22 protein-coding genes, 1 tRNA gene and 1 pseudogene are annotated in these 24,597 nt (G+C 60.9%); 14 read left to right on the top strand and 10 right to left on the bottom strand.

All coding sequences use genetic code 11. From position 1 onward, the window contains the following. The first annotated feature begins 113 nt into the window (after nucleotides 1-113). The 3 genes from BSG20_RS26730 (at nucleotide 114) to BSG20_RS26720 (ending at nucleotide 1,606) form a co-directional block, all read left to right on the top strand. The gene (locus tag BSG20_RS26730) at nucleotides 114-356 is read left to right on the top strand and encodes a hypothetical protein (RefSeq protein WP_072380220.1); all 243 of its coding nucleotides are present in this window, start codon (nucleotides 114-116) and stop codon (nucleotides 354-356) included. 53 nt (nucleotides 357-409) lie between these two features. Next, nucleotides 410-598, top strand: coding sequence for a hypothetical protein (locus tag BSG20_RS26725; RefSeq protein WP_072380222.1), 189 nt, complete (start codon nucleotides 410-412; stop codon nucleotides 596-598). 309 nt (nucleotides 599-907) lie between these two features. Beyond that, on the top strand, nucleotides 908-1,606 hold the full coding sequence (locus BSG20_RS26720) for a hypothetical protein (RefSeq protein WP_072380224.1): 699 nt from the start codon (nucleotides 908-910) through the stop codon (nucleotides 1,604-1,606). Between the two features lie 28 nt (nucleotides 1,607-1,634). Here BSG20_RS26720 and BSG20_RS26715 read toward each other — a convergent pair whose 3' ends face one another. After that, the gene (locus BSG20_RS26715; RefSeq protein ID WP_072380226.1) at nucleotides 1,635-2,114 is read right to left on the bottom strand and encodes a hypothetical protein; all 480 of its coding nucleotides are present in this window, start codon (nucleotides 2,112-2,114) and stop codon (nucleotides 1,635-1,637) included. 249 nt (nucleotides 2,115-2,363) lie between these two features. On the opposite strand from BSG20_RS26715, the gene BSG20_RS26710 reads away from it, so the two are divergent. Both BSG20_RS26710 and BSG20_RS26705 read left to right on the top strand, forming a co-directional pair. After that, entirely contained in the window at nucleotides 2,364-2,585 is a 222-nt protein-coding gene (locus tag BSG20_RS26710) for a hypothetical protein (protein WP_072380228.1), read from the top strand. 202 nt (nucleotides 2,586-2,787) lie between these two features. Beyond that, nucleotides 2,788-3,108 carry a hypothetical protein gene (locus tag BSG20_RS26705; RefSeq protein WP_072380230.1) on the top strand — a complete coding sequence of 107 codons (321 nt, stop codon included), beginning with the start codon at nucleotides 2,788-2,790 and terminating at the stop codon, nucleotides 3,106-3,108. 406 nt (nucleotides 3,109-3,514) lie between these two features. Here the strand turns inward: BSG20_RS26705 and BSG20_RS26700 are convergent. Next, a tRNA-Val gene (locus BSG20_RS26700) sits at nucleotides 3,515-3,589 on the bottom strand. Between the two features lie 83 nt (nucleotides 3,590-3,672). Beyond that, nucleotides 3,673-4,035, bottom strand: coding sequence for a response regulator CpdR1 (gene cpdR1 / locus BSG20_RS26695; RefSeq protein WP_007527565.1), 363 nt, complete (start codon nucleotides 4,033-4,035; stop codon nucleotides 3,673-3,675). Between the two features lie 186 nt (nucleotides 4,036-4,221). On the opposite strand from cpdR1, the gene BSG20_RS26690 reads away from it, so the two are divergent. Continuing rightward, nucleotides 4,222-5,103, top strand: a complete 882-nt coding sequence (locus BSG20_RS26690) for an N-formylglutamate amidohydrolase (protein WP_072380232.1) — start codon at nucleotides 4,222-4,224, stop codon at nucleotides 5,101-5,103. 244 nt (nucleotides 5,104-5,347) lie between these two features. Beyond that, nucleotides 5,348-6,121, top strand: coding sequence for a histidinol-phosphatase (gene hisN / locus BSG20_RS26685; protein ID WP_072380319.1), 774 nt, complete (start codon nucleotides 5,348-5,350; stop codon nucleotides 6,119-6,121). 41 nt (nucleotides 6,122-6,162) lie between these two features. Here the strand turns inward: hisN and BSG20_RS26680 are convergent, their stop codons facing one another. Beyond that, complete coding sequence (locus BSG20_RS26680) at nucleotides 6,163-7,137, bottom strand: alpha/beta fold hydrolase (protein ID WP_072380234.1); 975 nt, start codon at nucleotides 7,135-7,137, stop codon at nucleotides 6,163-6,165. Between the two features lie 270 nt (nucleotides 7,138-7,407). Between BSG20_RS26680 and BSG20_RS26675 the strand changes: the two genes are divergently transcribed. After that, the gene (locus tag BSG20_RS26675; RefSeq protein ID WP_072380236.1) at nucleotides 7,408-8,295 is read left to right on the top strand and encodes a Hint domain-containing protein; all 888 of its coding nucleotides are present in this window, start codon (nucleotides 7,408-7,410) and stop codon (nucleotides 8,293-8,295) included. 371 nt (nucleotides 8,296-8,666) lie between these two features. After that, nucleotides 8,667-9,134: an Hsp20 family protein gene (locus BSG20_RS26670; RefSeq protein WP_072380238.1), complete on the top strand. Its 468-nt coding sequence runs from the start codon at nucleotides 8,667-8,669 to the stop codon at nucleotides 9,132-9,134. A 65-nt stretch (nucleotides 9,135-9,199) separates the two neighbouring features. On the opposite strand, the gene BSG20_RS26665 is transcribed toward BSG20_RS26670, so the two are convergent. After that, a complete protein-coding gene (locus BSG20_RS26665; RefSeq protein ID WP_072380321.1) occupies nucleotides 9,200-10,204 on the bottom strand; it encodes a bile acid:sodium symporter family protein in 1,005 nt (334 codons plus the stop codon). Between the two features lie 93 nt (nucleotides 10,205-10,297). Between BSG20_RS26665 and BSG20_RS26660 the strand changes: the two genes are divergently transcribed. Further along, the gene (locus BSG20_RS26660; protein ID WP_072380240.1) at nucleotides 10,298-11,155 is read left to right on the top strand and encodes a LysR family transcriptional regulator; all 858 of its coding nucleotides are present in this window, start codon (nucleotides 10,298-10,300) and stop codon (nucleotides 11,153-11,155) included. 95 nt (nucleotides 11,156-11,250) lie between these two features. Here BSG20_RS26660 and BSG20_RS26655 read toward each other — a convergent pair whose 3' ends face one another. Further along, a complete protein-coding gene (locus BSG20_RS26655) occupies nucleotides 11,251-11,748 on the bottom strand; it encodes a GNAT family N-acetyltransferase (RefSeq protein WP_072380242.1) in 498 nt (165 codons plus the stop codon). Between the two features lie 263 nt (nucleotides 11,749-12,011). On the opposite strand from BSG20_RS26655, the gene BSG20_RS38485 reads away from it, so the two are divergent. Beyond that, on the top strand, nucleotides 12,012-12,140 hold the full coding sequence (locus BSG20_RS38485) for a hypothetical protein (RefSeq protein WP_258579757.1): 129 nt from the start codon (nucleotides 12,012-12,014) through the stop codon (nucleotides 12,138-12,140). A 10-nt stretch (nucleotides 12,141-12,150) separates the two neighbouring features. Here the strand turns inward: BSG20_RS38485 and BSG20_RS26650 are convergent, their stop codons facing one another. Next, nucleotides 12,151-13,200, bottom strand: coding sequence for a threonine aldolase family protein (locus BSG20_RS26650; RefSeq protein WP_072380244.1), 1,050 nt, complete (start codon nucleotides 13,198-13,200; stop codon nucleotides 12,151-12,153). Between the two features lie 538 nt (nucleotides 13,201-13,738). On the opposite strand from BSG20_RS26650, the gene gltB reads away from it, so the two are divergent. Beyond that, nucleotides 13,739-18,463 carry a glutamate synthase large subunit gene (gene gltB / locus BSG20_RS26645; protein WP_177309895.1) on the top strand — a complete coding sequence of 1,575 codons (4,725 nt, stop codon included), beginning with the start codon at nucleotides 13,739-13,741 and terminating at the stop codon, nucleotides 18,461-18,463. Between the two features lie 222 nt (nucleotides 18,464-18,685). After that, complete coding sequence (locus BSG20_RS26640; protein WP_072380323.1) at nucleotides 18,686-20,140, top strand: glutamate synthase subunit beta; 1,455 nt, start codon at nucleotides 18,686-18,688, stop codon at nucleotides 20,138-20,140. Between the two features lie 67 nt (nucleotides 20,141-20,207). On the opposite strand, the pseudogene BSG20_RS26635 reads toward BSG20_RS26640, so the two are convergent. The 3 genes and pseudogenes from BSG20_RS26635 to BSG20_RS26625 form a co-directional block, all read right to left on the bottom strand. Continuing rightward, nucleotides 20,208-20,844: pseudogene (locus tag BSG20_RS26635) on the bottom strand (nucleotidyltransferase domain-containing protein). Nucleotides 20,845-20,976: 132 nt separating this feature from the next. Then, a complete protein-coding gene (locus BSG20_RS26630; protein ID WP_072380248.1) occupies nucleotides 20,977-22,206 on the bottom strand; it encodes an SGNH/GDSL hydrolase family protein in 1,230 nt (409 codons plus the stop codon). A 61-nt stretch (nucleotides 22,207-22,267) separates the two neighbouring features. After that, a complete protein-coding gene (locus BSG20_RS26625) occupies nucleotides 22,268-23,491 on the bottom strand; it encodes a lytic murein transglycosylase (RefSeq protein ID WP_072380250.1) in 1,224 nt (407 codons plus the stop codon). 200 nt (nucleotides 23,492-23,691) lie between these two features. On the opposite strand from BSG20_RS26625, the gene galU reads away from it, so the two are divergent. Then, nucleotides 23,692-24,579: a UTP--glucose-1-phosphate uridylyltransferase GalU gene (gene galU / locus BSG20_RS26620; RefSeq protein WP_072380252.1), complete on the top strand. Its 888-nt coding sequence runs from the start codon at nucleotides 23,692-23,694 to the stop codon at nucleotides 24,577-24,579. Nucleotides 24,580-24,597: the final 18 nt, after the last annotated feature.

The raw sequence follows: 24,597 nt of genomic DNA, 5'->3' as shown, positions 1-24,597 counted from the left end.
CCGCGCCAGTCAAGATCGGCGCGATGCGCTTTGCCTTTTCTTTGGAACCATCCGGCGTCGCCGTCGTTAGCCCTAGTTCACCAGTGTTATGCGCAATAAAAAGGAGGCCGACGATGCACCCCTCGACCCACGCTCCCGACAAACGCACGGAAAAATCCGACCGAATGAAGCGAGCGCGCCCCAACCGAATGCAGAAGGCGCAAGTGCTGCCTCCACATCAGGTCGATCTGACGCTGCCGCACGGCGTTTTCGATGACGTCCACGTTCCCGCCCACGTAACCGGCGGTGATCTTTCGAAGGGTGGGCCGAAACCGGCCGTGGAGGACGATTCCACGATCGCAAAGCCGACCCGTTGACGCATCGGTGTTTGCAACCCTGACGTTTTTACTCGCGACAACCGGTGAGAAGGATGAAAGCAATTTTGGTGCCGCACGACATTTACATGAAGCACGAGATCGAATGGCAAGCGCTTCGCGCGGCCGCTGATATTCAGATCGATCTGGAAAGCATCGAGATCACGAATTCGCCGGGCTCTCGTTGGGACCCGCCGACGCGCTTGAGGCCGGACACGGCGTCCCCGGCGGTGCGGCGATTGTAGTCGCCGCTTCGTCAGGCGCTTCGCAGCATCATGGATCGTCAGTCTGATGATCGGGATCGCTCGAACCGCCTCCTGCAAGATGAACTGCCGGTAAGTTGTAGCAACGGTGGCCAAGAACGCAACCGGTCAATGGCGGAGCGTAGCTTGCGCCGAAAGCCACCTGCTGGCCCGGACGGCGCAACCCCAGCTCAGGGAAAATATCAGCAACATCCGCTGCGCCCCTCGTCTTCCATGCGAAAATGAAGCAGCTGCCAACCTTTCGGAAAGGATTGCCCGGCGATAATCCGTCCGTTCACGGGAATCGGATAGATGGCAAAGACTGCGACCCGCCGCCGCAAATCATCGGCACGATCGAAGGGAAGGGGAGGTGGAAGCGCTCTTCCCTGGACAATCATCGGCGTCATCGCCGTTGGTGGCATTGCGATTTACGACAACTGGAAGAGCGTGAAGCCGATGCTGGCCGCGCACGCGCCGGCGTCCATCGTTTCCCGGCCGGCCTCGGTCGTGCGAAGCGAACCTGCACGCGATTCCAGCCCGAGGCAGACCGCCTCGATCACCGCGCCGCCGCGCATGGTACCGCCTGCTGCCGTGCCTATTCCGGCCAAGGCGCCTGTCGTACCCGAAAAAGCGATCCCGGTCTCCATCTCACCCGCGCAAGCGCAGACCGGCAAGGCCGCGTTCGGTTATTGCGGGCAGGGAGAGCACATCAACTGCGTCGCCGATGGAGGCACGTTCTGGTACAAGGGCGAGAAGATCGCCATTGCCGACGTCGTGAGCCCCGGCATCGAGACGGCTCGTTGCGACAACGAGAAGCGGCTTGGCTTTGCTGCCAAGCTGTGGCTCCTGAACATCCTGAACTCCGGATCCTTCTCGATGAACCCGGCCGGGCGGCCTGGCAAGGCCGGCGTGCCGAACGTCGTGTCGCGCGATGGCCTGTCGATCGGCATGCAGATGATCAACGAGGGCTTGGCACGCAAACCCGGCGCGAATGGCGCCTGGTGTGCCTGAACCTGGCCTGTACCTGCAAAACGGTCGGCTACTTCTGCTTCGGCGCCTTGCCATTGGTGCGGAAGCTGCCCGCAAACGCCGTATCCTTGCTTTCGGCGGTGCATTCGATGGCAACCGGCTTGCCGCCATACGGGTTGCCCATCGTGCAGGTGCCGGCAACTTTCACTTGACCGGTCATCTTCTGGCCGACGCCCGTCACCACCAGGTTGAGTGGCATGCGAGCATTGCCGTTGGAGGCGGGCTTGATGGCCGTGCCATCGCCTTGAAAGCCCAGCATCTTGCCGCCTGAGGTGAAGATGAAGGTGACCTGGCCATTCACAAGCGTCACGCTTGCGAGTTCGCCTTCGCAACCCTTCGTCGCGTCGACCTTGCCAACGACGAGCTTGGCGCATTTGCCGGAAAGCGTTAGCGCTCCGGGGGCGCCGGGGAAGTTTTGCGGGGCTGCGTCGGCTGCTGTCGTCATTGTTGCGGCGAGCAGCGAAGCAGCGGCCAAAGTTGCCAGTTTCATGTCTTTACCTCGTCGTATCTCGGCAGTGCTGTTGTAGGGGCAGCGACTTGCCATTCTTCTGTGTTCGAAATTGGTCGATAGGCTCTACTTTCAATCCTGGCAATCGACCGCGTTTGCCGTGCGGCCATTCGGGGCCGAGCAGACGGGGACGTGCGGTGAAATGACGCTTGGTCGAAACCCATCGGGCGCGATAGCTACCTCTTGGCCTGGCAGCGAGACTGCCGGTTAAGCTAAGATGGAGGAAATGCGATGATCAGGAAAATCGCTCTGAGTGTTGCTATCCTGGCCTTCGGCGTCGCTCCGGCGCTCGCCGCAAGTAGCCACTATTATGTGGAACATGCTCCGAACAGCAACAAATGCAGCGTCGTGGCGAAGCGCCCTGACGGCAAGGCCGCTATGGCCGTCGGAAGCTCGCACAAAACGAAGGCGCTTGCCGAGGCGGCAATGAAATCGGCGGCTGCGTGCATGTAGCATGGGCTGCTGCTGCGCACGAAAATCGGACGAAGCGCCCGCTGATTGGCGGGCGTTCTGCCAGCACCAGCGCGCATCGTCTACGGATTGGCAGCCTATCGCCCAAGCGGGCCACTCCGGGGTGCGGCGGCCGCCGATTTGTCGGTTCGCCAAAGACGAGTATAGTCGGATTCCGGCCATGCTCATCCCGGGGGAAAACGAAATGGGCGCTGCATCTGGTGCTGCCTTCAATGCTGCGATCTTGGCCGCCACGCTCTTGCTGCCATCGACAGCCTTTTCTGCTGGGGCACTGAACGTCGATGCTCGCGCTCACACCTGCAGCCAAATCTCGCAGATTATCCGCCAAAACAAGAAGGTGTTCGTCCGCTCCGGTTTTGGCGGCAGCAGCTTTCGCTATCCACCCGCCAAGTGTGGGTTGGGCTATGCGCGCTCCACCGCCAATGTCCGGGATGCGACGGGCAAGCAGTGCGTGCTCGACTACGCCTGCGTTTACGACAGCGGATCCTTTTACAATAATCCGTAGCGTCTCAAGAGGAGGCGCGCCTCTCCCAGCGGATATCGAGGCGACGCTTCAACGAGACGCCCAGAATTGATGCCGGAAGGCAAACGGCCATCCCAGTTCGCGTATGGCCGGCCGTCAGAGTCTGCTGCCCGCCCGATTTTCTTCGTGATGGCACAGAGCTGCCGGCTGCTCCGGCAGAAAACCTTCGCCGCGTTAAGCGACAACGGCGTGCGGCGCTAGAAATGGCGACATGGCTGCCTCCAATGCTCTTGGGATCGGAGCATTAAATGCGCAAAGACTGAAGGCGGCCCACCCCTTTCTCGCCATGGCAGCGGGCGCTCGCGGAACCGCGCGCAAGCGGTGCTTCATCCAGCATCCCGAAACGGAAAAGGGCCTAGCGGTTTTCCGCTAAGCCCTTGAATTCGAATGGTGGGCGTGACAGGGATTGAACCTGTGACCCCTACGATGTCAACGTAGTGCTCTCCCGCTGAGCTACACGCCCATCCGATGGCGGCGCATAGACCACAAACCTTTTTTGCCGTCAATAGGCTTTTTTCGGTTTTGTGACATGCGCTGCCGGAAGCCTTATGCGGCAAGCATTTTGTTCACTTCCTCGACGAGGTCGCGCAGGTGGAAAGGCTTGGAAAGAACCTTGGCGTCCTTCGGTGCCTTCGAATCGGGGTTCAGCGCAACGGCCGCGAATCCAGTGATGAACATCACTTTGAGGTCTGGATCGAGTTCGGTCGCGCGGCGCGCCAGCTCGATGCCATCCATTTCGGGCATGACAATATCGGTCAGGAGCAGCGAGAAGGGTTCCTCGCGAAGCCTGTCATAGGCGCTGGCGCCGTTGTCGTAAGAGAGGACTTTGTAGCCTGCCTTTTCAAGCGCCTTCACAAGGAAGCGGCGCATGTCGTTGTCGTCTTCTGCAAGAAGTATCTTCTGAGTCATTATCCAGACCGCTGATCAGTAATTTATGCGTGGGCTCCAGCCATTTACACTAGAGTTCGCCCAGTAAACAACCGGTGAAGAGGCCGTCCGGGCCGTCATCCCCATGAGATAGTATGGACTTGCCGTGCGGCAACTGGCAACATGGGTGAAGCAGTAGCCTCCTGGCATGGTAAAGAGGGAACAAGGGTGCACGAAATCCCAGAATACGCACTTTTCGAGGTCCGGGAGCCTTTGTCGCACACCATTCCATTCGTCTACAACTCGCCGCACAGCGGGCGCATCTATCCTCCTGAGTTCATCGCCCAGTCGCGTCTCGAAGGCGTTTCCATACGCCGCTCTGAAGACCACTATGTCGATGAGCTGTTCGCCCATGCGAGCGCGCTTGGGGCGCCGCTCCTGCTTGCAAACTTTCCGCGCGCCTATCTGGATGTGAACCGCGAGCCTTACGAGCTCGATCCGCGCATGTTCGACGGTCTGCTGCCGCCTTACGCGAACATCAATTCGCTGCGCGTGGCGGGCGGGCTTGGCACTATTCCGCGCATCGTTGCGGAGAACATGGAGATCTACACCCGGCGGCTGTCGGTGCAGGAGGGGCTGGATCGTATCGAGAGCGTCTACAAGCCGTATCATGCGGCGCTGCGGCGCCTGATTGCCCGCACGCATGTGCAGTTCGGCTTCGGCGTGCTGATCGACTGCCACTCCATGCCGGGCAATGTTCGGGTGGCCGGCAGCAATGCGCGGCCCGATTTCATCATCGGCGACCGCTACGGCACCAGTGCCTCGGCAGAGCTGTCGCGCGCCGCCGTCGCCATTTTCGAGGAAATGGGCTTCACCGCGATCCGCAACAAGCCCTATGCCGGCGGGTTCATCACCGAGCACTACGGCCGCCCGTCACGCGGGCTGCATGCGCTGCAAATCGAAGTGAACCGGTCGATCTATGTCGACGAAATTACGCTGGAGAAGCGTGCAGACTTCGCCTTGGTTGTCGGAGCGATCACCGCCTTCATGCGCCAGTTGGCGGTCTATGTGGCGCAGTTCGCGACAGATTCTGCCCTGGCTGCCGAGTAAGCCTTCCAGGCTGCCAAAAAAAGACCGCCTTGCGGCGGTCCAAGTCTAGGGAGGAAACACCCAAGGAGGGTATTTACAGTCAGAAGACTGTGAGCAAACGCTACTATTGCGATGCACAATTGTCAATCAGAATTTTGCAGTGCAAAAAAAATGTGCAGCCGGCTAAAAGCTGCCGCTCTCGTTTGCAACCGGCCGCAATTCCGCTATGAAAAGCGCCACTCGCGCGCCACCGATGGATTTCACCATGTTGCCTGATCGCTCGTTCTTCAACCGCCTGGCGGAGGCCGCCAAGGCCGAGACACTGCCGCGTTTCCGTTCCGGGCTCGACGTGACAAACAAGCTGTCGGGCGGCTTTGACCCTGTCACCGAGGGCGACAGGGCGGCTGAGGTCGCCATCCGCGCGCTGATCGAGGAGCATTTCCCGGATCACGGCATCCTTGGTGAAGAGCACGGCAGCATCGGCCTGGACCGCGAATACGTGTGGGTTATCGACCCGATCGACGGCACGCGTGCCTTTATTTCCGGCGTGCCCGTCTGGGGAACGCTGATCGGCCTGCAGCAATATGGCCGGGCCATTATGGGGATGATCGAGCAGCCCTTTACCGGCGAGCGCTACTTCGCGGATGCGAATGGTTCTATCTACAACGGTCCGGAGGGAGAGCGCCGGCTGCAGGTTCGCGATTGCGGTGCACTGGCGAACGCCATTCTCTTCACCACCTCACCGCATCTCTTCACGGGCGCGGAGATGGACAAGTACACAGAGATCGAGAGCCAGGTGCGGCTCTTCCGTTACGGCACGGATTGCTACGCCTACGCGTTGCTCGCTGCCGGCCACGTCGACCTGGTTATCGAAAACAGTCTGAAGCCCTACGATGTCGGCGGCATCATCCCCATCATCGAGAACGCTGGCGGGATCATTACGACCTGGGATGGCGGGCGCCCGGAAAACGGCGGCTCGATCATCGCCGCGGGAAGCCGCGCCGTCTACGAGCAGGCGATGGCTGTCCTCAATCGATAGCAGCCATCGGCACTTGCCGAGGTCGTCGGATAGCGGCCGGGCTAGGTGCCAAAACCTTCGACTTCCTCGACGGACTCGGCATCGCTACCGGGAATGAAGGCGTGAAAGGCTGCAAGCGCTGCCTTGCGGTAGACATCGCGTTCCTGCAGCACCTCATGCCGCGCGCCGTTGATCGGGACGAACTGGGCGGCGCGGAAATAGCGGGAGATACGCTCCTGCGCGATATAAGGCACGATCTCGTCACGCGTCGGCGCGATGACGACCGTCGGAATGGTGATCGAGAACAGATGGTTCGGTGACGTCACGCGGTCGATCGTTAGGAACGAATCGTGCAGCCAGCGTGCCGTCGGGGGCCCGAGCGTCAATTCCGGATGGGCCGCGGCAACACCAGCGTTGCGCTCGAACCGCGTCTGGTCCGATGTCAGAGGGTTGTCGCGGAACGGCTGTTCCTTGAGCTTGCGCGTCAGCGGAAACGAGCCGAGACCGAGCGAACACGCGACCCCAGCGAGCGCGCGGATCGTACCTTCCGACGCTGCCTGGCCCGAGAGGCCAATAAACGGGGCTGTCAGCACCATGCGCTCGATGCGCGTCGAGAGGTAGGGGGCGGCGGACATCGCGATCAACGCTCCGGTCGAATGCGCGAGGATGAAGAAGGGCAGGCGGGTATCCGGCAGCACGATCTTCTCGAGAAACGTGTCGAGGTCGTGTTCGTAATCGATGAAGCGGCGGACATGACCGTAGGGGCGATTCTTCAAAAGCCGGTCTGAGCCGCCCTGGGCGCGCAGATCGAATGTTGCAACCCAGAGGCCACTGGCCGTCAGGTCGCGGATCGTCTCGAAATACTTCTCGATATATTCGTTGCGGCCCTGGAGGAGGACGACGGTGCCTTTGGCTACCGGCGCATCAGAGCGGAAGACGGCATAACGCAGCCGATAGCCATCATGCGTCTCGAAGAAGCCTTCCGTGCGGTTCTCCGGTATCGGATTGTCGGGGGTCGAGAAAAGGACTGGTTCCATGGCTGATCGATCGTGTCCTTCGCGGATTCGCCTGTCGAGTAAAGCGGATAGGCGATCGCCATGTCAAATGAAAGAAAGATGTGGTGCCAACCTGCGGTAGAGAAAAACGTTCAATCCTGTCACCGCTATGCAAACGTCTTGAGCTGGTGTGGCTCGTGGCGGGCTTCGTATACTCCCTTTTGAGTAGGCGTTAGCGCTATTCTGCGAAGTTCAATGCAATGCAACTTATTGTACCATGGGGCAGTATTACTCTTTTCAAAGGAAGCCAGCATGTCGTCTACGGAAGATCCAAAGCTGCCCCGCAATACCGCGCGCAGGCATTTTCTGGGTGTGGCGGCCGCTGCCGGTGCTCGTTTCGCAAGCGTTGCGGCCATCGCCATGGCAGTTTCTTCTTCCCCTGCGCACGCGATGGGCAGGCGTTGGGGGCGGGGTGGTTCTGGCGGAAGCGGGCATGGCAATTCTGGTGGCGGCGGGAATGGCAACTCTGGTGGCGGCGGGAACGGCGGCGGTGGTGCGCATTGCTTCCTGCGTGGGACGTTGATCCTGACAGATTGCGGTGAAAAACGTGTCGAGGATCTTCGGATCGGCGATCGCGTTGCGCTTCCGGACGGGGATACACGGCGGATCAAGTGGGTCGGTCGCCAAGTCTTCAAGAAGAGTGGCGCGCGCTGGCATGACGGCGTCGTGCCGGTCCGAGTCTCGCGCCATGCGCTGGATGAGCATACGCCACATTCCGATCTCTACCTGTCGCCTGGCCATGCGCTGTTCCTGAATGGCGTTCTGATCCGCGTCAAGGATCTCGTGAACGGCACGACAATTGCGCCAGTCGTTCCTGCCAACGACAGGTCGATCGAGTACTATGCCGTCCTGCTCGATACGCATGAAGTCATCCTTGCTGAAGGCGCTGCGGCCGAGACTTTCCATCCCTCGGACAACAGTCACGAAAACTTCTCCAACTTTGCGGAGTACGAACGCCTTTATGCCGGTGAGGAGCGCGGTCCGATGACGTCTTATGCGCCGGTTGCCGGCGAGGAAGGCGGCTGGACGCATTTGAAAGCGCTTCTCCTGCTTGGCGCTTCGCCCTTGGTGCCGATGCGCGATCCGTTCGAGGATGCCTGCAAAAAGATCAACGCGCGTGCCAAGGAGCTGTCGGTCTGACATGCGACGGGCTGTCGTCGTCTTTGAACTCAACCGTTCAAAAAAAGACCGGCATGCGGAACTTGAGGTTCCGCGATGCCGGCTGGAGATCGGGCTGAAGACGAAGGGACGATACACTCCAGCCGTCGGGCCAGTGTCACCCGATGGGCATGATTCCTAATCCTGCACTCATGAATGGCTTCCGAACCGGCTATTCATATGCGGTTCACGCAACGTGAGTGCGCTCCTGCGCCGGGGTCTTGAACTGCGCAAAAGCCATCCCCATCTCATTCCTGCAGGCGCCAAACGGGCCTGTCCACCCGTCCCGAAGCTGCCGATCAAGGGGTTTCAGGGGCAATTATCGCAACACGTCGCTTCCTCAGGAGGACATCATGCGTCACGTAGACTTCTCTCCCCTTTATCGTTCGACCGTCGGTTTCGACCGTCTTTTCACCATGCTCGACAGTCTCGGTCAGCCTGACCAGGGCCAGACCTATCCGCCCTACAATATCGAGCGTACCGGCGAGAGCACCTATCGCATCACCATGGCCGTTGCCGGTTTCGATGAGACCGAAATCTTCATCGAGGCACAGGCCCACGCCCTGACCGTCAAGGGTGAAAAGAGCGAAGACAATGCAGAAGGCAGCGAGTTCCTCTATCGCGGCATTGCCAAGCGCGCCTTTGAGCGCCGCTTCCAGCTTGCCGATCACGTCGAGGTCACCGCCGCTTCGTTGAAGAACGGTCTGCTCCACATCGACCTGCTTCGCAGCATTCCGGAAGCCATGAAGCCGCGCAAGATCGCGATTGCGGCTGAGCCGGTCAGCGCGCCGAAGGCCATCGAGGCGCAGGTCGCCAACTAATCGGTCCTCCCAGGCCAAACATGCAGGCGGCGCTCGTGAGAGCGCCGCCTTTTTGTCGTCCAATGTCAGGCCGGGCTTGCCGCTTCCTCGGCTTCCTCTTCGGTAATGTGGTGCGCTGCTCTGGCTGCATATTTCTGCGCGATCACGGCGCAGACCATCAGCTGGATCTGGTGGAACAGCATCAGTGGGAGCACGATCGCCCCGATCGATTGCCCGGCAAAGATGACGCTCGCCATCGGCGCTCCGCTGGCGAGGCTCTTCTTCGAGCCGCAGAAGGTGATGGTGATCTCGTCGGCCTTGTTGAAGCCGAGGAGACGGCTGCCAAACATGGTGAAGCACAGCACGAAGGCGAGCAGCGCTGTGTCGGCGACGATGACTGCGGCGATGTCGCCGATCGAGAAGGTGTGCCAGAGACCCTCGACGACCGCCGTGCTGAAGGCGAGATAGACCACCATCAGGATCGAGCCGCGGTCGACAGGCATCAGAAGCTTCTTCTTCGCGCGGATCCAGCCGCCGATCCACGGCTCAAGCAACTGGCCGACGACGAAGGGCAGCAGCAGCTGGAGAAGGATCTGCTGCAGCGCGCTCCAGGAAAAGCCGCCATGACCGCCGACGGAAAACAGCAGCCCGACCAGCAGCGGTGTCAGGAACATGCCGAAGATGTTCGACGCCGATGCCGAGCAGATGGCTGCCGGGACGTTGCCACCCGCCATCGAGGTGAAGGCGATCGACGACTGCACGGTCGATGGCAGAACGCTCAGATAGAGGATCCCGAGATAGAGCGGCTTCGGCAGTATCCATTCAGGCACGAAGCCGAGGCCGAGGCCGAGGATCGGAAAAAGTCCGAACGTCGTCAGCAGGATGACGAGATGAAGCCGCCAATGCAGCAGGCCGGCGATCACCACGTCGCGCGACAGGCGTGCGCCGTGCAGAAAGAAGAGAAGGGCCACCGCCAGGCTCGTCGCGATCCCGAAATAGCCGGCAAAAGCGCCTTTGGCCGGCAGCAGAGAGGCGAGGATGACGGTGCAGACGAGTAGCATCGTAAAGTTATCGGGCAGAAAACGGCGCATGGCGGACACTCAAGGAGATCAGTAGATCATTTGTCTTTCTTCCATTATGATACAGGATGCAAGGAATAACAGTTATCGTATTTCTGGATTGCCATGCTTGATCTTACGCAACTGCGCAGTTTTGTTGCCGTCGAACAGATGGGAAGCTTCACGCTTGCCGCCGAAAGGCTCGGGCTCGGCCAATCGACCGTCAGCCAGCATATCCAGCGGCTCGAAAGCGCCGTCGGACGGCGGTTGCTGGCGCGCGACACCCACAAGGTGCTGCTGACGACCGACGGCGAGGCGCTGCTCAGCCATGCGCGGGCGATGCTGGCGATCGAGGCACAGGTTCAATCGCAATTCAGGGGACAGAAGCTGCGCGGCAATCTCCGGCTCGGCGTGTCGGAAGACTTCGTGACCAGCCAGCTACCGGCAGTGCTCGAGGATTTCGTCCGCTCGCACCCGTCGGTCGATCTCGAATTGACGGTTGCGCTCTCCGGGACGCTCTACGAGATGCAGGACAATGGCGAGATCGACCTCGTGCTGGCGAAGCGCCGGCTCGGCGATGCCCGCGGGCGGCTGGTCTATCGCGAGCCACTCGTCTGGCTGGCGCGCGATCCCGAGCATGTGTTGAGCGCTACGCCCCTGTCATTGATCGCCTTCCCGCCGCCGAGCGTGACGCGCAGCATTGCACTCGAAGCGTTGGGGCGCAGCCAGGTCGCCTGGCGGATCGTCTGCACCTGCGGCAGCCTCAGCGGACTGACGGCGGCAGCGCGGGCGGGGATGGGTGTTCTGGTGCAGCCACGCAGCATGGCGCCATCAGGGTTGAAGGAGATCGGCAAAGGCAAGCTGCCGGTGCTTGAGGATGTCGAGTTTGTGCTGGTGCCGCGAAAAGGGGCGGACCAGGCACTGGTTTCAGCCCTATCGGATGATATTCTTGGTAAGGTGCGTAGCCTTCGTGCCAACGCATGACAGGGCTGTCCGCCGCCGGACGAACAGTCGCGAAGCCAGTTTCCTCACATGCGCTATCGACAAGGCGATCTTGTCTTCAAGCCTCAGCTTTCCTATCAAGTGGCACAGAAGGCGTCGTGATAGGTGACTTTGCCCGCAGGCGTGCGGCCGGCGAACGCCAAGTGCATGAAATATTCCGCAGGCGCCGCCTCAAAGATCAGATTGGCGTCATTCTGGAAGCCGAAGCGCCTGTAGTAGCCGGGATCGCCGAGAACGACGCAGCCTCTGGCTCCGACATTGGCAAGCCGCGATAAGCCGTCGGAAATGAGCTTGCCGCCAATGCCCTCCTTTTGACGGTCCGGCCTGACCGAGACCGGTCCAAGTCCAAACCAGCCCTTGTCTTGGGCATCGATCGCAACGGGCGAAAACGCGATATGCCCTAAGACGGCACCATCCTGGACCGCGACGAGCGAGACCGTCAATGCGCCCGCTTCGCGGAGAGCGTCAACGATCTCTGCTTCTGTTTGACTGCTATATTCCATCGATGCGAATGCCGCCTTTGTTATCTGACGGATCGCCGTGATGTCGCTTGGCTGTTCAGGACGGATTTCCATTCGGGTCTCCTTCGCTGTTTTCCGATTTCAGACCGGTGCCCCGGTGATAGCGCGGCTGCGGCGGGGTGGCCAGGGGATCGGATATCAACCACGCCCATCACGCTTCACGCGGGCGCAATTTTCGTTCGGCTTTTGCCGCAAAAGTTAACGGGCCGCCTACCGTCTTAAGACGCTCTCAACCCTGTAGCTTAGGCATCTGGTTAGGTTCGGCGTCTAGGCTGCCCGCCTTGATGGTCGATCTTCGGGGCAAGGAGAACGGACCGATGACGTATGGCATACTCTTCGTATCCGGGCTGGTTGCCTGTGTGATGCTGATTGTCGTGGCCGGACACGACGCGAAAACGACGGATAGCGGCAAGCCGCAATCCGCCGTCACGGGGCATCAGAATTGAGCCCGACAACTCAGTCCGCGAGGCAGCTCAGGAAGCCATCGACGTCTGCCTTTGTCGTCGCAAAGCTGGTAACCAGTCGGACCAGGGTCTCACCCGGGCCGACGAGCTCGGGCGTTGCCGGCGGCACTGACCACTCGTAGAATTTCGCACCCTTCTCCTCGGCGGTTTTGGCCGCGCTCTTCGGGATGACTGCAAAGACTTCGTTGGCCGAGGTCGGCCACGCGAGGCGAGCCGAGTTGCTTGCGTCAATGCCGGCGCGCAGGCGGTCGGACATGCCGTTTGCATGGCGGGCAAGGTCGAGCCAGAGATCGTTCTCGAAATAGGCATCGAACTGGGCGGCGATGAAGCGTGACTTGGAGAAAAGCTGGGCCGCACGCTTGCGGATGAACGGCATCTCCTTCGCCTGTTCCGGATTGAACAAGACGATTGCCTCCGCGCACCAGCAACCGTTCTTCGTGCCGCCGAAGGACAGCATGCCTACGCCGCGCTTCCAGGTCATCTCAGCCGGGCTGGCACCGAGGGAGACAAGGGCGTTGGCAAAGCGTGCACCGTCCATGTGGAGGGGTAGTTTATCTTTCCGGGCGATTGCGGCGATTTCGTCGATTTCCGACAGGGTGTAGACCGTACCGGCCTCCGTTGCCTGGGTGATCGTCACAGCCGTTGCCCGCCCGTGTTGTACGGCGGTCGGCGGGAAGGCTGCGATCTTCTCCTTGAGTTTTGCCGGATCGATCTTTCCTTCCGCACCGGGAACGCCGAGCAGGCGGGCGCCGCTGAAGAAGTCGGGTGCGCCGCATTCGTCGGCGATCACATGCGCTTCGGAATGGCAAAAGGTGATTCCGCCGGGGCGCTGGACGCTGGCAAGCGACAACGAGTTCGCCGCCGTGCCTGTGCCGACGAACAGCACCGCGACCTCGCGCTCGAAGACTTCGGCAAAGCGTCGCTCGACGCGCCGATCGAGATCGCTTGCGCCATAGGCCGCGGCAAAGCCGTCGGATTCCCGGAGCAGACGTTCGGCGATGGATCGATGGGCGCCTGCCCAGTTGTCGGATGCAAAATACATGAAAGGAGACCGCTTGGGACGTGGTGGGGATCAGGTTCGGGCGGCGACATTACGCTATCGCCTGCGCGGGTCAAAGGGGCGGCGTGGAATCCATCACAAAAATTGACTTAAGCAATCAATAAACAAAATAATGCTGAGTTGCGTAATTTTATGTCTCGCCATCTGGCCTGCACGGTAATATTCTGTCGCCAATCGACATTTTTTTGATTCAGTGCTCTTGCGCGGGCGGGATGTTTCTGGCATAGATCGAGTGAATTAGGACAGGGTTGCTGTCCTATTTTGGCCGCGATGGCCGAAGAGGCGCCAAAAAACCTTACACTTGTGGGGTTTCACGCTATAGTTCTTCAAATGCGGGCAGAAGCCCGCGTGCGGAGGCGGATGGCAGGCGCGGGAGCGCAACGGTTGCTTTCCCCGGAGAGCCTGCCGCCGGCGACCGGATCTTCGATAATGCAACAGAGCTGTCACGCGCCGACCCTAGGATCAGGGGCGACGCGGGACAAGAAGCCGCCCGCAAGCTCGCGGGCTCTGACAGGAGGGAATGATGACGAAGACGCCATCCACGGGTTTTGACCAGTTCGCAGCGGCAACGACGCGTGCGACGGCCAATACGCGTAAATTCGCCTCCGGTCTGCCGCGAAAACAGGGACTTTACGACCCGCGCAACGAGCATGATGCCTGCGGTGTCGGCTTCGTCGCCCATATGAAGGGTCAGAAGTCGCACCAGATCGTCAAGGACGGTCTTTTTATTCTCCAGAACCTGACGCACCGCGGTGCCGTCGGCGCCGATCCGCTGATGGGCGACGGTGCTGGCATCCTCGTGCAGATCCCGGACCGCTTCTTCCGCGAGGAAATGGCCAGGCAGGGTATCACGCTGCCGAAGGTCGGCGAATACGGCATGGGTCACATCTTTATGCCGCGCGACGAAAAGCAGATCGCCCACTTCAAGAAGGTGATCCAGGACGTCATCGTCGAGGAAGGTCAGGTCTTCCTCGGCTTCCGCGATGTGCCCGTCGACAACTCCTCGCTTTCCAAGGCGCCCGAGATTGCCGCGACCGAGCCGCATCATGTGCAGGTCTTCATTGGTGCGGGCAAGGATGCTGCGACCAACAACGAGTTCGAGCGTCGCCTGTTCACGCTGCGCAAGGTGATCTCCAACCGCATCTACGACGAGTTTGATGGCGAGGAGAGCAACTTCTATCCGGTGTCGCTGTCGTCGGCGACCGTTGTCTACAAGGGCATGTTTCTGGCCTACCAGGTCGGGGCTTACTATAAGGACCTGTCGGACCCGCGTTTCGAGTCCGCGGTTGCCCTCGTGCACCAGCGCTTCTCCACCAACACTTTCCCGTCGTGGAAGCTGGCGCACCCCTACCGCATGGTTGCCCACAACGGTGAAATCAACACGCTGCGCTCCAACGTCAACTGGATGGCGGCACGTCAGGCCTCGGTTTCTTCGCCCCTCTTCGGTGACGACATCTCCAAGCTCTGGCCGATCTCCTATGAAGGCCAGTCCGACACGGCCTGTTTCGACAACGCCCTCGAGTTCCTCGTGCGCGGCGGCTACTCCTTGGCGCATGCCGTGATGATGCTGATCCCGGAAGCCTGGGCCGGCAACCAGTCGATGGCGGCCGAGCGCAAGGCATTCTACGAATATCACGCTGCGCTGATGGAGCCGTGGGACGGACCGGCGGCTGTCGCCTTCACCGACGGCAAGCAGATCGGCGCGACGCTCGACCGCAACGGCTTGCGTCCGGCTCGCTATCTTGTCACGAATGACGACCGCGTCATCCTTGCATCTGAAGCCGGTACGCTGCCGGTCCCGGAGGAGGACATCGTCCAGAAGTGGCGCCTGCAGCCGGGCAAGATGCTGCTGATCGACATGGAAAAGGGCCGGATCGTTTCCGACGAGGAAGTGAAGTCCGAGCTTGCCACCAAGCATCCCTATCGCAGTTGGCTGGATCGCACGCAGCTGATCCTCGAAGACCTGAAGCCGGTCGAGCCGCGTGCGCTACGCCGCGACGTTTCACTGCTCAACCGCCAGCAGGCCTTCGGCTACACGACCGAGGACACCAAGATCCTGATGTCGCCGATGGCGACCACGGGTCAGGAGGCCGTGGGTTCGATGGGCACGGATACGCCGATTTCGGCGATGTCGGAAAAGTCGAAGCTGCTCTATACCTATTTCAAGCAGAACTTCGCGCAGGTCACGAACCCGCCGATCGACCCGATCCGCGAAGAGCTCGTCATGAGCCTCGTCTCGTTCATCGGACCGCGTCCGAACATTCTCGACCATACGGGCATGGCGAACGCCAAGCGCCTGGAAGTGCGCCAGCCGATCCTGACCAATGGCGATCTGGAAAAAATCCGCTCGATCGGTCATACGGAAGACCGCTTCGACACCAAGACGCTCGACTTCACCTATGATGTCGAACGCGGCGCCGAAGGCATGCCCGAAATGCTCGACCGTCTCTGCGAGCGCGCCGAAGCCGCGGTCAAGGGCGGCTACAACATCATCGTGCTCTCCGACCGCCAGATCGGCCCGGACCGCATCGCCATTCCCGCGCTGCTGGCGACGGCTGCCGTGCACCATCACCTGATCCGCAAAGGGCTGCGCACCTCGGTCGGTCTCGTCGTCGAAACCGGCGAGCCGCGCGAAGTGCACCACTTCTGCCTGCTCGCAGGCTATGGCGCCGAAGCGATCAACCCTTACCTTGCCTTCGACACGTTGCTCGACATGCATGCCAAGGGCGAGTTCCCGAAGGAAGTCGACGCCAGCGAAGTCGTCTACCGCTACATCAAGGCGGTTGGCAAAGGCATCCTCAAGGTCATGTCGAAGATGGGCATCTCGACCTATCAGTCCTATTGCGGCGGCCAGATCTTCGATGCGATCGGCCTGCAGCAGGAGCTGGTCGACAAGTACTTCTTCGGCACGGCAACGATGATCGAAGGCGTCGATCTCGCCGCGATCGCCGAAGAGACTGTTGCGCGTCACACCTCCGCCTTCGGCAAGGATCCGCTGCTGGCGACGACGCTCGACATCGGTGGCGAGTATGCCTACCGCATGCGCGGCGAAAGCCATGCCTGGACGCCGGATGCGGTCGCCACGCTTCAGCATGCCGTTCGCGGCAATGCCGAAGACCGCTACCGCGAGTTCGCCGAGATGGTGAACACCTCAGCGCTGCGCATGAACACGATCCGTGGCCTCTTCAACATCAAGAGCGCCGAAGAGATCGGTCGCAAGCCGGTCTCGGTCGACGAGGTCGAGCCAGCGGTCGATATCGTCAAGCGCTTCTCGACGGGTGCCATGTCCTTCGGCTCGATCAGCCGCGAGGCACACACGACGCTGGCGATCGCCATGAACCGGATCGGCGGCAAGTCCAACACCGGCGAGGGCGGTGAAGAATCCGACCGTTACATGCCGCTGCCCGATGGGTCGTCGAACCCGGAACGCTCGGCGATCAAGCAGATCGCGTCGGGACGCTTCGGTGTTACGACCGAGTATCTGGTCAATGCCGATATGCTGCAGATCAAGGTGGCGCAGGGTGCCAAGCCCGGCGAAGGCGGCCAGCTGCCTGGCCACAAGGTTGACGCGACGGTTGCCAAGACCCGCCACTCGACCCCGGGTGTCGGCCTGATCTCGCCGCCGCCGCATCACGACATCTATTCGATCGAAGATCTGGCGCAGCTGATCTATGACCTGAAGAACGTCAACCCGACGTCGGATGTGTCGGTCAAGCTCGTCTCGGAAGTTGGCGTCGGCACGGTTGCCGCCGGCGTTGCCAAGGCGCGCGCCGACCACATCACGGTCTCCGGTTTCGATGGCGGCACCGGCGCATCGCCGCTGACTTCGCTGAAGCATGCCGGCAGCCCGTGGGAAATCGGCCTTGCCGAAACCCAGCAGACCCTGGTGCTGAACGGATTGCGCTCGCGCATCGCCCTGCAGGTCGACGGCGGCCTGAAGACCGGCCGCGATGTCATCATCGGAGCGCTTCTCGGCGCCGACGAATTCGGCTTCGCGACGGCACCTTTGATCGCTGCCGGCTGCATCATGATGCGCAAGTGCCATTTGAACACCTGTCCTGTCGGCGTTGCCACGCAGGACCCGGTTCTGCGCAAGCGCTTCAAGGGCACGCCCGAGCACGTCGTCAACTACTTCTTCTTCGTTGCCAACGAAGTGCGCGAAATCCTCGCCTCGCTCGGCTTCACCAAGCTCGATGACATCATCGGCGCTTCGGAGCTGCTCGAGAAGGACGAGATGCTGGCGCACTGGAAGTCCAAGGGTCTCGACTTCAGCCGCATCTTCCACAAGGTCCAGGCGCCGAAGGATGCAACCTACTGGACGACCCGCCAGAAGCACCCGATCGACGACATTCTCGACCGCAAGCTGATCGAGGAGGCGCAGCCGGCGCTGACCTCGAAGACGCCGGTTGCCTTCGAAGCGGACATCAAGAACGTCGACCGTTCGGCCGGTGCGATGCTGTCCGGAGAAGTCGCCAAGCGCTACAACCACCGCGGCCTCAAGGACGACACGATCAACGTGACGCTCAAGGGCACTGCCGGGCAGTCGTTCGGCGCCTTCCTAGCGCGCGGCATCACCTTCAACCTGATCGGTGACGGCAACGACTATGTCGGCAAGGGCCTGTCGGGCGGCAAGATCATCGTCCGGCCGCCGGAGAATTCGAAGATCGTCGCGGAAGACTCCATCATCGTCGGCAACACCGTGCTCTACGGTGCGACCGAAGGCGAGTGCTACTTCCGCGGTGTCGCGGGCGAGCGCTTCGCGGTCCGCAACTCCGGTGCGATCGCCATCGTCGAAGGCGTGGGCGACCATGGCTGCGAATACATGACGGGCGGTGTCGTCGTCGTCCTCGGCTCAACGGGCCGCAACTTTGCGGCTGGCATGTCCGGCGGCGTGGCTTATGTGCTCGACGAAGCCGGCGATTTTGCCAAGAGATGCAACATGGCGATGGTCGAACTCGAGCCGGTTCCGGAAGAGGACGACATGCTGGAGAAGCTGCATCACCACGGCGGCGACCTCATGCACAAGGGACGCGTCGACGTTTCGGGTGACATGACGCGCCACGACGAAGAGCGTCTCTACCAGCTGATCTCCAACCATCTGCACTACACGGGTTCGACCCGCGCCAAGCAGATCCTGGATAACTGGGTCGACTACCGTCCGAAGTTCCGCAAGGTCATGCCGGTCGAGTACCGCCGTGCCCTGGAAGAAATGGAACGCGCCCGCATGGGAATTGCGGCCGAGTGATTACGCTTACTTCCGTTGCGCTGGTGAACGCCGGCGCGGCGGATGACCGAAGTATCTCAATGACCCACAGATCGGCAGCAGCCTCAGGCAGCGCCGGCGCGTGGATGGCACTCAAGGGATATGCTTGATGACGGTCGAAAGAAGCAACCTGCCTCCGCTGTCGAGGCTGACGATGGACAACTGGCCGCAGGCGAGGCGGTCATGAGTGTAAGGGACGAAAATATGGGTAAGGTCACAGGGTTTCTGGAAATCGACCGGCAGGTGGCGAAGTATCAGCCTGCCTCGGATCGCATCCGGCATTTCCGCGAATTCACGATCCCGATGTCGGACCAGGAAGTACAGAAACAGGCAGCGCGCTGCATGGACTGTGGCATCCCCTATTGCCATGGGCCGACCGGTTGTCCGGTGCACAACCAGATTCCTGACTGGAACGACCTCGTCTATAACAACAACTGGGAAGCGGCGATCCAGAACCTGCATTCGACCAACAACTTCCCGGAATTCACCGGCCGCGTTTGCCCCGCCCCCTGCGAGGAAGCGTGCACGCTGAACCTTGAAGACACGCCGGTTGCGATCAAGACGGTCGAGCAGGCGATCGCCGACAAGGCCTACGAGCTCGGTTTCATCCGTCCGCAGCCGGCCACGGTGCATACGGGCAAGAAGGTGGCGATCATCGGTTCCGGCCCTGCCGGCATGGCGGCTGCGCAACAGCTCGGCCGCGCCGGCCACGACGTTCACCTCTATGAGCGCGAGTCGAAGCCCGGCGGCCTGCTGCGCTACGGCATCCCTGATTTCAAGATGGAGAAGAACTTCATCGATCGTCGCGTCGAGCAGATGAAAGGCGAAGGCGTCACCTTCCATTGTGGCGTCAATGTCGGCGTCGACGTGAAGGTCGAGCAGCTGCTTTCGGATTATGATGCCGTGCTCTATTGCGGCGGTTCGGAAACGCCCCGCCAAGCAGGCATTCCGGGCATCGAGCTTGCCGGTGTGCACGATGCGATGCCGTACCTTGTGCAGCAGAACAAGCGCGTCGGCCGCGAAAACATCGACAGCGTCGGCTGGGCGTCTGACCCGATCCTTGCAGGCGCCAAACATGTCGTCGTCGTCGGCGGTGGCGATACCGCGTCTGACTGCGTCGGCACGGCGTTCCGTCAGGGTGCCGTGAAGGTTACCCAGCTCGACATTCGCCCGCAGCCGCCCGAGAAGGAAGACAAGCTCGCCGTCTGGCCGTTCTGGGCGACGAAGATGCGCACCTCGTCTTCACAGGCGGAAGGCGCCATTCGCGAGTTCCAGGTTGCAACGCTCGAGTTCGTCGGCGAAGATGGCGTCCTGACCGGCGTGAAGTGCTGCGAAGTCGACGAGCGTCGAAAGCCGATCGCAGGCACGGAATTCATCATCAAGGCCGACCTCGCCTTTATCGCGATCGGCTTCAGCGGTCCGTTCAAGGACAGTGTGCTGAAGGAGCTCGACGGTGAGCTGACGCTCAACACCGACCGTCGCGGCTCGACCAACGTCGTTGCCAATGACCGCGACTACAAGACCTCGGTCGACAAGTTCTGGACGGCAGGCGACGTTCGCCGCGGCCAGTCGCTGGTCGTCTGGGCGATCCGCGAAGGCCGCCAGGCCGCCCGCGCCATCGATGAAGCCCTGATGGGCTCGACGGTTCTGCCGCGGTAAGCAATGCCGTTTGATGAATGGAGTTAGGGCCGCTTTGTGCGGCCCTTTTCATTCCATGAACTCCGGATCACCACTGCGCGAGCGTCATCTGCGGCTCTTGCAGGCCCTTCAACCATTCATGGCCGGGGTGGCATGCCGCAAGCGAGGTTTTCAGCCACAGACGTTCCGAAACCGGCAGCCTCGGCAAGGCTCTCTCGAAGTCGATTTCGTCCTTGGGGCGTCTGTATTTCGCCTTGAACAGAAGGACGGCGGCCGGCTTCAAATAAGGAATACCCTCAGCCGTCGTATCGACCATCTCGGCGCGCGGGCGGGAAATCGCAGCTTGTCGTTTGTAGATCCAGGTGTCGAGCGTTCCCGGCTCGATCATCATGTCGACGCGCCAGCGCGCGCTCCTTCATGTCCAGACACCATATCTGCGAGATTGCTGCCGGAGGCTCCTCGTCTGCTGGCAGGTACTCGACAACGCCATCTCCAGCGGTATGGAATTCCATGCCTCTCAGAGCATGGCGAAAGATGGCGAGATCTTGCCGCAGGATGGTGAATTCGAGGTCCTCGTGCTCGCGGGTCTGATGCCCGTGCCAAAGATCGAGCGCCCATCCGCCAACAATGCACCACCGCCTTGAGATAGCGCTCAGCCGGGCTGCCAGTTCCTGGGGATGCCAAGCGGACCATGCGCCGTGATCAATCGGCATTTGTGATTGCATGACGTTTGTCTCCGTCTGCGCTGTCAGGTGGCTCGCTAGGGCAGAGGTTTCCGCATGGGTGGTCAGTTTCACAAACCGAGCAGCAGCCAAGTCCGCCGCTGAGATCAAGGACGGGCTTTCGCCTCACCTTGCCTATTTGATGGAAACCTGCGCCGACGGCTTCATCGGCGTCATGCGGTAGTCATCGACCCGGCCGGCTGGGGGAGGCGCCATCTCGCCGTCCTGAACCAGCATGTCGCGCGGTGACTTGGTCACGCTGACCGGCAGGACTCTGCCGCCGAGAAGCTCCGCGCCGCCATCGAGGTTCGGATCGGACAGGCTGATCGGTTCGGTCCGCCCCGGTGTTGCGAGAGCGTCGATCGTAGGCGCGTTGCCCGTGTCAAGCCGGACGAGGTCGGGGCTTGCCTGAATGCCGAGGATGCGGCGCACGGGCTTCTCGACGTAAAAGGCGAGCTTGCGCCGGCCGGCCTCGGTCAAGTTGATTCCGTCTGACGTGCGCAGGCGCACCTGCTGGCCGTTGATATCCGAGCCAGTGACAATGAATTCACCGCCTTCGCTGACGAAGCCGTCCCAGATGTCAACGAACTCGCCGCCGACGCTCTCCATCTGCTTGCGGAACAGCTGGTTGAGCTGCACTGCATCGGCCGTCATCGCAGGCGAATCGAAGGCCGGCAGGCCGACCCACAGGAGCGGGATCTTGCGGCTGGTGACCTGCTTGCCGAAGTCTACGACACGGCGCTGATATTCGACATACCAGCCGTCGGTCCTGAATTTTTCCTTGCCGACATCCGTCACCATCTGCTGGCGATCATTCGCGCCAAGCATGACGATGACCATGGCGGGCTTCGCCTCGTCCATGAACTTCGTCAGCTGTTGCGGCCAATCATAGTAGTCGTCTCGCACCAGGCCGGAGGCGACGTTGCTGTGCGTCTCGATGAGGATACCGGGAGAATCCTTGAACGCGGCATCCATGCCGACGCCAAGTCCGCCGGCGAGAAAATCGCCGACGACAAGGATCTTCTGAGCGTTGGCAAGTTTCTCGACCACCTTCTCTTCAACGACCACGGGAGCGGCTGGGCGTGGCGCTGCAGCCGCCTTCGGCGCAGCCTTCCTCTTCGGCGCAGGCTGTCGCTGCGGAGCGTTCTGAGACGGTGCCTGTCGCGGATATTCCTGGATGTAGCGACGACCAAGGAAGAAGTCGAGAATGGAGCGGCGATAGTAATAGCGCTCCTGCGCATCAGCCACGTGTACCGGCAGCGCGCTGAAGACAAGCACCAGTGTCGCGGCGCCGATCGCACCCCAGCGGCGCGTTGCCCGGTTTACTCGTTTACGCATAGTCAGCAGCCTCGCATCTGCCGGCATTCTCGCATGGAGCAGGAAGGCGCGTCCACACCCCAAGATACATGTCGTCGATTTATTCTTCTTATTTGCGAAGCGCGTTCAAGAGCGGCAGCGATGGCTCGCCGTCCTGCTGCATTCCAATACGGGCCTGGACGGCCGCAATGGCTGCCTTCGATCCGCTGCCGAAGTTGCCGTCGACCTCGCCGTCATAATAGCCGAGCGTCTTCAGGCGCGTCTGCAGTTCGAACTTCTCCTTGACGTCGAGCGTGCCACCCGGGCGCGGCCAGCGCTGCTTCATGCCGCCATAGCCGGCGATCTCGTCCGCCAGCAGCCCGACGGCGATCGCATAGCTGTCTGAGGCGTTGTAGTTCTTGATGGTGAAGAAATTGCTGGTCATCAGGAAGCCCGGGCCATCGGCGCCAGCCGGCATCTTGAGGACGGCTTTGCTGCCGCCTTCGCGGAAGCCCTTGCCGTTGGGCCGTGTCAGGCCGAGGGAGGCCCACTGCGCCAGCGAGTGAGTCTTACCGACCTGCTTTCGCGCGTTCGGCGGTACGACGACCTCGTACCCCCAGGTCTTGCCCGCGTCCCAGCCGTTCTTCATCAGCAGGTTGGCGGATGTCGCCAGGGCATCGGGCACGGAGTTCCAGATATCGCGATGACCGTTGCCGTCGGCGTCGACCGCGTAGAGCAGGTAGCTTGTCGGAATGAACTGGGTATGGCCCATGGCGCCGGCCCAGGAGCCGGTCATGCCATCCGGGGAGATATCGCCGTTCTGCAGGATCTTCAGTGCGGCGATCAGCTGCTTCTTGGCGAATTTCGCGCGGCGGTCGTCGGCGTAGGCAAGCGTCGCCAAAGCGCGCGGCACATAATGCAGGCGGTCATCCTTGTCGAGAACTGCGCCATAGTTGGACTCCATCGACCAGATGGCGAGGAGAATCGACTTGTCCACACCGAATTGGCGTTGGATCGCGTTCAGTGTCGAGGCATGCTTGACAGCCATCTGACGGCCGATCTGAACCGTGTACGGATTTACACGGGAATCTACGTAGTCCCAGATTTTCGTTGTAAATTCAGGCTGATAGGTTGCCTTCTCGAGCACGGTCGGGTCCGGATCGCTGACGCCTGAGAAGGCTTTGCGATATGTTGCCTTGCTGATGCCATTTTGAGCGGCAGTTTGATAGAAGTCCGCGATCCACTTCTGGAACCGCTGATCGGCTTTCGCGTTGAGGGGAGCCAGACCGGCGGACGCGGTCACGATGAGTGCGATAGCAAGACCACGAAGGGAGTTTCTGTGATTTTGAGTCATCGGCGGTCATCCGTCCTTTCGTTTCAGGCACAGCAGAGCGCGAAGTTCCGCTCAGGCCTGAGACTACCTGAACGAAGTCAACAAATTCTTTACCATGACGCACGAACGCAGTCACCATTTGCAAAACGGTAGCAAATCTCATCTAGTCCAATCAAAAATGCCTTTTATTTCAAGCGGTGTAATCATCGCAGGAGGATTGTGTGGCAGAGTATAAAAAAGTTCGCAAAGCTGTATTTCCGGTTGCGGGTCTCGGGACTCGCTTTCTCCCGGCCACGAAAGCCGTGCCAAAGGAAATGCTGACTGTCGTCGACAAACCGATCATTCAATATGTGGTCGACGAGGCTTTGGAAGCGGGCATCGAGCATTTCGTTTTCGTCACCGGTCGAAACAAACACATTATCGAAGACTACTTCGATATCCACTTCGAGCTCGAGCAGACGCTGCGCGAGCGCAGCAAGCAGGCCGAAATGACGCTGCTTGCCGGCCAACTTCCCAAGGCTGGTACGGTCAGCTTCACCCGCCAGCAGGAGCCGCTCGGTCTCGGCCATGCCGTCTGGTGTGCCCGCGAGATCGTTGGCAATGAGCCTTTCGCGCTGCTGCTGCCCGACATGATCATGAAAAGCGAAGGCAAGGGCTGCATGAAGGGCATGATCGATCTTTATGCCCATAGCGGCGGCAACATCGTCGCTGTCGAAGAGTGCGCGCCCGATCAGGCCCACAAATACGGCATCGTCGGCGTCGGCGAGGCGATCGGGGATGGCTTCCGCATCACCGGCATGGTCGAGAAGCCGGCCAAGGGTACAGCGCCGTCGAATTACTTCATCAACGGCCGCTACATCCTGCAGCCTGAGGTCTTCAAGATCCTCGAGACGCAGGAACGCGGTGCCGGCAACGAGATCCAGCTGACCGACGGCATGCTGAAGCTGCTGAAGGACCAGGCCTTTGCAGGCTATCACTTCCGCGGGACGACCTATGACTGCGGCGCCAAGGACGGCTTCATCCTGGCGAACGTAGCGTTCGCACTGGAGCGTGCGGACATCCGCCCAACCGTCGAGGGCGGGTTCAAGGAACTGCTGAAGGGCCTCTGAAGCAGGCCCGCTGCTGAA

Source organism: Rhizobium tibeticum (assembly GCF_900110205.1).
Taxonomy (GTDB): Bacteria; Pseudomonadota; Alphaproteobacteria; order Rhizobiales; family Rhizobiaceae; genus Rhizobium; species Rhizobium tibeticum.
This window is presented reverse-complemented; position numbering and strand designations above follow the sequence as displayed.